Origin of the sequence: Halodesulfurarchaeum sp. (assembly GCF_036626455.1) — an archaeon.
GTDB lineage: Archaea > Halobacteriota > Halobacteria > Halobacteriales > Halobacteriaceae > Halodesulfurarchaeum.
Genome location: NZ_JAZKRK010000017.1, coordinates 38,659 through 45,106 on the forward strand (window position 1 = coordinate 38,659; position 6,448 = coordinate 45,106).

The 6,448-nt window shown below is 59.3% G+C and carries 9 protein-coding genes; 8 read left to right on the forward strand and 1 reads right to left on the reverse strand.

The genetic code is table 11. The features are described 5' to 3' along the window. Nucleotide 1: 1 nt before the first annotated feature. Genes V5A26_RS06885 through secY form a run of 7 tightly spaced genes read left to right on the forward strand, consistent with a single transcriptional unit; the run spans nt 2 to nt 4,804 of the window. A complete protein-coding gene (locus V5A26_RS06885) occupies nt 2–733 on the forward strand; it encodes a 50S ribosomal protein L32e (protein ID WP_332321907.1) in 732 nt (243 codons plus the stop codon). Beyond that, nucleotides 726–1,190, forward strand: coding sequence for a 50S ribosomal protein L19e (locus V5A26_RS06890; RefSeq protein WP_332321906.1), 465 nt, complete (start codon nt 726–728; stop codon nt 1,188–1,190). Before V5A26_RS06885 ends, V5A26_RS06890 begins: the two co-directional genes overlap by 8 nt. After that, on the forward strand, nt 1,190–1,747 hold the full coding sequence (locus V5A26_RS06895) for a 50S ribosomal protein L18 (protein ID WP_332321905.1): 558 nt from the start codon (nt 1,190–1,192) through the stop codon (nt 1,745–1,747). Before V5A26_RS06890 ends, V5A26_RS06895 begins: the two co-directional genes overlap by 1 nt. Then, entirely contained in the window at nt 1,744–2,382 is a 639-nt protein-coding gene (locus V5A26_RS06900; protein ID WP_332321904.1) for a 30S ribosomal protein S5, read from the forward strand. The genes V5A26_RS06895 and V5A26_RS06900 overlap by 4 nt, the downstream gene beginning before the upstream one ends. Further along, nucleotides 2,382–2,846: a 50S ribosomal protein L30 gene (rpmD, locus tag V5A26_RS06905; protein WP_332321903.1), complete on the forward strand. Its 465-nt coding sequence runs from the start codon at nt 2,382–2,384 to the stop codon at nt 2,844–2,846. The genes V5A26_RS06900 and rpmD overlap by 1 nt, the downstream gene beginning before the upstream one ends. 2 nt (nt 2,847–2,848) lie before the next feature. After that, nucleotides 2,849–3,322 (forward strand): uL15m family ribosomal protein, encoded by a 474-nt coding sequence (locus tag V5A26_RS06910; RefSeq protein ID WP_332321902.1) that lies wholly within the window; start codon nt 2,849–2,851, stop codon nt 3,320–3,322. Between the two features lie 3 nt (nt 3,323–3,325). Then, entirely contained in the window at nt 3,326–4,804 is a 1,479-nt protein-coding gene (gene secY, locus V5A26_RS06915) for a preprotein translocase subunit SecY (RefSeq protein ID WP_332321901.1), read from the forward strand. Between the two features lie 198 nt (nt 4,805–5,002). On the opposite strand, the gene V5A26_RS06920 is transcribed toward secY, so the two are convergent. Beyond that, nucleotides 5,003–5,536: a hypothetical protein gene (locus V5A26_RS06920; RefSeq protein WP_332321900.1), complete on the reverse strand. Its 534-nt coding sequence runs from the start codon at nt 5,534–5,536 to the stop codon at nt 5,003–5,005. Nucleotides 5,537–5,949: 413 nt separating this feature from the next. Here V5A26_RS06920 and V5A26_RS11420 point away from each other — a divergent pair, with 413 nt between their 5' ends. Next, on the forward strand, nt 5,950–6,195 hold the full coding sequence (locus V5A26_RS11420; protein ID WP_442908759.1) for a YegP family protein: 246 nt from the start codon (nt 5,950–5,952) through the stop codon (nt 6,193–6,195). Nucleotides 6,196–6,448: the final 253 nt, after the last annotated feature.

Here is a 6,448-nt window from a genome sequence, read left to right on the forward strand (position 1 = left end):
GATGAGCGACGCTGAATCTACGGACGAGCGCGAACTCGAAGCCATCAGCGGGATCGGCCCCTCCAAAGCGGACGTCCTCCGCGAGGGCGGCTACGAAACGATTACGGACCTTCAGGCAGCGAGCCAGTCCGAACTGGCCGACCTCGAAGGCGTCGGGAACGCCCTCGCCGCCCGTATCAAGGCGGACGTAGGCGGACTCGAGATCGAGGAGGAGACCGAAGCTGAAGTCGAAGAAGCCGAGGTCGAGGAGGAAGCGGTCGAGGAGGACGTTGCAGAAGAAGTCGAGACGGAACTGCGCCCCCGAGGCGTGGCCGACAAGACGCCGGACCTCGACGACGAGGACTCCCGACTGCTCGCCCAGCGAACCCGTGAGGGCAAACCCGCATTCAACCAGCAGGACCATCACATGAAAAAGCGAGTGTCGAAGTCCTGGCGGAAGCCGCGTGGGGACCTCTCGAAGCAGCGACGGGGTATCAAAGGTAAGGGCGCGACAGTTCAGCCCGGCTTTCGGACCCCGGCTGCTGTTCGTGGCCTGCACCCGAGTGGTTTCGAGGAAGTCCGGGTCCACCGACCTGCGGACCTCGAAGACGTCGATCCCGATCGGGAGGCGGTCCGGATCGCGAGCGCCGTGGGGGCTCGTAAACGAGAACGCATCGAGGATGTCGCGGCCGACCGCGAGATCCGCGTGCTCAACCCAACCTACGAGGAAGTCGAGGTGACCGAAGATGAGTGATCTCTCGACACAGAAACGACTTGCAGCCGACGTCCTCGACGTCGGCACGAATCGCGTTTGGCTCGACCCGGCCGCCCAAGGCGAAATCGCCGAGGCGATCACCCGGGAAGACGTCCGCGAACTGGTCCAGGAAGGGGCCATTCGGGCGGAGGAACCCTCGGGGAACTCCCGAGGCCGCGCCCGAAAGCGGGACAAGAAACGCGCCGCCGGACATCAGTCCGGCCCGGGCACCCGGAAAGGGAAAGCCGGGGCACGGTCAGATCCGAGCGACGAGTACCGGAACGGCATCCGCGCACTCCGAAACGAACTCCGCGAACTGCGAGACGAGGGGCCGCTTTCCCGTTCGCAGTACCGCCAACTCTATCGGATGGCGAGTGGCGGGGAGTTCGACAGCGTCCGCCGACTCCGGGCTTACATCGAGGACAATTACGACATCGACCTACGAGGTGACAACTAATGGCCAGCGGACCACGCTACAAAGTACCGATGCGGCGACGCCGCGAGGTCCGGACCGATTACCATCAGCGGTTGCGCCTGCTGAAATCCGGGAAGCCCCGACTGGTTGCTCGGGTGAGCAATCAGCACGCCAGGGCGCAGCTGGTGACTCTTGGTCCTGACGGAGACGAAACGATCGCAAAGGCAGTCTCGGCCGATCTGGCCGAGTACGGCTGGGACGCCCCGACCGGGAACCTCCCGGCGGCGTACCTGACCGGCCTCTTGGCCGGCAGCCGCGCTCTCGACGCAGGGATGACCGAAGCCGTACTCGACATCGGCTTGCACTCGGCAACGCCGGGTGCAAAGGTATTCGCCATTCAGGAGGGTGCCATCGACGCCGGACTCGACATTCCGCACAACGAGACAGTCTTTGCTGATTGGGAACGGACTCGTGGCGATCATATCGCCGACTACGGAGCACAGCTCGATGAACCGCTTTACGGCGGGGCGTTTGACGCAACCGAACTGCCGGACCACTTCGAAGAAGTGCGTTCGGCCCTACTGGAGGACAACGAATGAGTCATACCGACGCCTGGGAGCCCATGACCCGACTGGGTCGTCGCACCAAGGACGGCGAAGTAGAGGACATGTCCGCCGCCCTCAACTCCGGACTGCCGCTCAAGGAACCGGAGATCGTCGATACGCTCCTGCCGGGGCTCGACGACGAGGTATTGGACATCAACATGGTCCAGCGGATGACCGACTCCGGCCGTCGCGTGAAGTTTCGCGTGGCTGTCGTCGTCGGCAATCGTGACGGCTTCGTCGGCTACGCGGAAGGTCGCGACGATCAGGTCGGTGGGGCGATCCAGAAAGCCATCGACATCGCGAAACTGAACATTATCGACGTCTCTCGGGGCTGTGGGTCCTGGGAGTGTGGGTGTGGGTTGCCCCACACCGTTGCGCTCAAGACGACCGGCAAGGCCGGGAGCGTCGAAGTGGAACTGATTCCCGCGCCACGAGGCCTCGGCCTCGCGGCCGGCGAAACCGTCCGGCTGGTCCTTTCGATCGCGGGGATCGAGGACATCTGGACCCGATCATCGGGGAAAACCCGGAGTACGGTCAACTTCGGCAAAGCGACGTTCAACGCACTCAAGCGAACAACCGAAGCCCGTGTCCCCGACCGCACGCTGGAAGTGCGCGAGGTGATCGAGTGATGCAGGCCGTCGTACAGATACGCGGCAATGTCAACATGACCGACGCCGTTACGGACACCCTTGAGATGCTCAACCTCCATGGAGTCAACCAGTGCACACTGGTTCCGGAGACGGACACCTACCGGGGGATGCTCACGAAGGTCAACGATTACGTGGCCTTTGGGGAGCCCAGTCAGGAGGGCCTGGAAACGGTCCTCTCGAAACGAGCCGAACCTCTCGAGGGCGACGCCGACGTCGACGACGACTGGATCGCCGAGCAGACCGATTACGATTCGGTAGCGGAACTCGCTGACGTCCTGCTCGACGGGGAGACGACCCTGCGAGACGAGGGTCTCTCGCCGACGCTGCGGCTGCATCCGCCACGAGGCGGTCACGAAGGCCTCAAGAACCCGCGTAGTCAGGGCGGCCAACTTGGCACACACAGTACCGCAGAGATAGACGAGCTCCTGGCGGCGATGCGATAACCATGACGAGTAAGAAACGACGCCAGCGCGGCAGCCGAACACACAGCAGTGGCTCCCAGAAGAACCGGCGTGGCGCCGGTCATCGCGGGGGCCGCGGCCGCGCTGGTCGCGACAAACACGAGTATCACCACTACGAGCCGCTCGGGAAGAGCGGCTTCAAACGTCCGGAAAGTTCCCAGACGAACGTTGCGGAGGTCAAACTCCAGGAAATCGACGAGGATGTCCCCCTGTTGGTCGAATCGGGGCTGGTCACGGAGACCGACGCGGGCTACCGCGTCGACGCTCGTGAACTGGCCGAGGATGACGAAGCCGACGTGATCAAAGTTCTGGGTGGCGGGCAAGTGCACAACGCACTCGAGATTACCGCGGACGCGTTTACCGACGGGGCCCGCGACGCACTAAAATCGGCGGGCGGCGATGCGATCGTCCCCGAGGACGCCACGGACGAAGACGAAACCACAGAAAACGAGGACTAACTTATGGGATGGAAGGAGGCCGCTGAACCTTATCTGACCCGGATGCCCTCGGTCGAACGGCCGACAGGCCACGTGCCGTTCAAGCGCAAATTGGCCTGGACGGGTGTCGTCCTGGTACTTTACTTCTTCCTGACGAATGTCTATCTCTTCGGCGTGGCAGGCGGTGGTTCTGACCTGTTCGGTCAGTTCCGCAGTCTGCTTGCCGGCGGTCAAGGGACGATCCTGCAAGTGGGGATCGGCCCGATCGTCACAGCCTCCATCGTGTTGCAGCTTTTGGGCGGGGCAAATCTGCTCGGTTTGGATACCTCGGACCCCCGTGATCAGGCGCTCTATCAGGGCCTCCAGAAGCTCCTCGTGATCGTGATGACTGCGCTGACCGCCCTTCCGATGGTTTATATGGGCAACTTTCTCCCGGCGAGTGATGCACTCGCGACGGGTCTTGGTATCGGTTCGTTCGGGGTGGAAACCCTCATCTTTGCCCAGATATTCGTCGGCGGTATTCTCATCCTCTACATGGACGAAGTCATTTCCAAGTGGGGGGTCGGATCAGGGATTGGCCTATTTATTGTCGCCGGTGTCTCCCAGAGTCTCGTCGGCGGACTGATCTTCTGGGAGGGCGCAGTTGGAAACGAGGGCGTGATCCCGACGTGGATCGACATCGCCCTGGGGAACGCGGGACAGATGCCCTCGCTCCTTTCGGCGGATGGGATCATGTTCCTGCTCCTTGACGGCCAAATTCTTGCGATCTTCACGACGATCATCATTTTCACGGTGGTCGTCTACGCCGAATCCGTCCGCGTCGAGATTCCACTCAGTCACGCTCGCGTGAAGGGCGCTCGGGGCCGATTCCCGGTAAAGCTTATCTACGCCAGTGTGCTGCCGATGATTCTCGTTCGGGCGCTGCAGGCGAACGTGCAGTTCCTCGGGCGGCTTCTCTACAGCCAGCTCGGGGAGGGCCTTCCAACATGGATGGGCGTCTACACCCAGTCTCAGGGCCAGGTTTACCCGGTCGACGGGTTGTTCTACTATCTGGCCCCGATCTACCAGCGATCCGATTGGATGTGGTGGCTCGGTGGCACGGCCCAAGACCCGGCCCAAATTCTGCTTCGCGTCTCAGTTGACCTTTTCATCATGATCGTTGGCGGTGCCATCTTCGCCATCTTCTGGGTGGAGACCGCCGACATGGGCCCCGAATCGACGGCCCAGCAGATCCAGAACTCCGGGATGCAGATCCCCGGGTTCCGGCAGAACGTCGGTGTGATTGAGAAGGTTATGGAGCGGTACATTCCCCAAGTGACCGTCCTGGGAGGTGCCCTTGTTGGCCTCCTGGCGGTCATGGCGAATATGCTTGGCACGATTGGCCAGGTTTCCGGAACGGGGCTGCTCCTGACGATCTCCATCATCTACAAGCTCTACGAGGAGATCGCAGAGGAACAGATGATGGAGATGCATCCAATGATGCGCCAGATGTTCCAAGAATAAGAGCCAATCCATCTTTTTTAGTGGTTTCAGGGCTTTTATTAACATTTTAGGAAACTCCACGAAAGCTATTATTGCAGCCTATGCTTGTCCAAAGAGTACCGGTCTTGAACACATATGACAATTTGCTAAATTGATCATTCGCTGACGAACAGATGGCCCGAATTCAGCAGAAAGCGTGGCGAATAGGGGTTGCAAAATTCATTTCACTTGCTCACTGTTTTGGAACGTCATCGTCGTCTGATCAGACGCGACGGTTGTCTGAATCGTAATCCAGCCATCGTTGCTGTCGATCTTTTGACCGTCTTGAAGAGAGAGTTCTACTCGTGTGGTTGTGGTATGAGGAGCACCTGCACTAAGGGAACCCACGTCTTCCTTTCCCTCCCAGACGAGGTCGTCCGTCCCAGTATTGTTCTCCCGAGCGAAAGTCCGTGAATAGACGGTGACGCCGGTCGCTTCCTCGTGTTGGTTGTTCGTAACGGTTGCAGTTACGTCTCGGCAGGTCAGCCCACACTCCGCAACCTCGTCGATGGTAAATGAGAACGGTGTGACTTCAGTTTCGGTCAGGTCTGAGGACTCCTGCTCAGATTCTGTCTCCATTGGGAACTCCGAGCGGTCTTCCCCAGATTCTCCGCCACCAGGTGCTGGCCCGACCCCACTATAGAAGGCAACTCCTAGGCCCAGTGCAATGACCAAAACGATCAGGATTCCGGCGATCAGATAGTTCCGGCTCATTCGATTTCCTCGTTAGTCCTCTGTCTCCGTATCGTAGATGACTTCCACTTCATCTGCGACTGGCTGCAAGACCTACTGGCCGGTCTGTCCTGTTTGACTGGCGTGAAGTCACGATTACGAGCAGTGTCCCGATGAGGAACACGCTCGGGCCAACGAACAACGGGGCAACCATAGCGAGGATGGAAATCTTCTTTCGTCTGCCGTTTCAGTGCCGTTTTACGTTTCTGTTGCATTGGAAGCCCCGATGTCGACTTCTTCGACCTCGACGTCTTCCCCCACGACTCCGCTTTTTCCAATGACTGGGAGCAAGGTATCCGGATACCGCCCATGCCGAAAACGACATTAGATATCTCCACTATCCGTTAGCGAAAACGCGTCACGCGATGGAGGCGAGAACGCCGTGAAACGCGTTCGTGATTTCCTGTCCGAAGCCGATTAACATAGAAATCGGCCAACCTGTATTCGAGGTCTATGATGACGAGGTCGGGGATCAGCGCTGGCGACTTCGTCACAGTAATGGTACCACCCTCCCGACCGGTGCTCAAGGGTATTCGAACCGAAACGGGGTCTGGACCGGCATCCAGAGTGTGAAGCGGAATGCTTCAAATACTCTCAAAGTGATTTTCGTGTCAAATACATCGCCGGGGAAATCCAACTAAGATCTATTAACTACCGCATAGATGTATCTCCCTCTGCAAAATACATGGTCTATATCTTGCAGTCGGTTTCTGACAACCTCTGATTAGGTCTCACGGAGCGTGATGAATATAGAGCGCATATCGGTCATTTGGTTACCAAACCAAACTGACTCCCAGTCGATTTCTCTCGAACCGCTCAAAGAGTGCTGGCCGAAAAGGGGAACGAAGTCAGTCAGGTGGGGAGCGCGATGGTAATTCGATTTCCCGTCGGTTC

Bases quoted from the DNA above. Each gene is read 5' to 3' on its own strand.
- V5A26_RS06885 (WP_332321907.1), top strand. From the start codon at position 2: ATGAGCGACGCTGAATCTACGGACGAGCGCGAACTCGAAGCCATCAGC.
- V5A26_RS06890 (WP_332321906.1), top strand. From the start codon at position 726: ATGAGTGATCTCTCGACACAGAAACGACTTGCAGCCGACGTCCTCGAC.
- V5A26_RS06895 (WP_332321905.1), top strand. From the start codon at position 1,190: ATGGCCAGCGGACCACGCTACAAAGTACCGATGCGGCGACGCCGCGAG.
- V5A26_RS06900 (WP_332321904.1), top strand. From the start codon at position 1,744: ATGAGTCATACCGACGCCTGGGAGCCCATGACCCGACTGGGTCGTCGC.
- rpmD (WP_332321903.1), top strand. From the start codon at position 2,382: ATGCAGGCCGTCGTACAGATACGCGGCAATGTCAACATGACCGACGCC.
- V5A26_RS06910 (WP_332321902.1), top strand. From the start codon at position 2,849: ATGACGAGTAAGAAACGACGCCAGCGCGGCAGCCGAACACACAGCAGT.
- secY (WP_332321901.1), top strand. From the start codon at position 3,326: ATGGGATGGAAGGAGGCCGCTGAACCTTATCTGACCCGGATGCCCTCG.
- V5A26_RS06920 (WP_332321900.1), bottom strand. From the start codon at position 5,536: ATGAGCCGGAACTATCTGATCGCCGGAATCCTGATCGTTTTGGTCATT.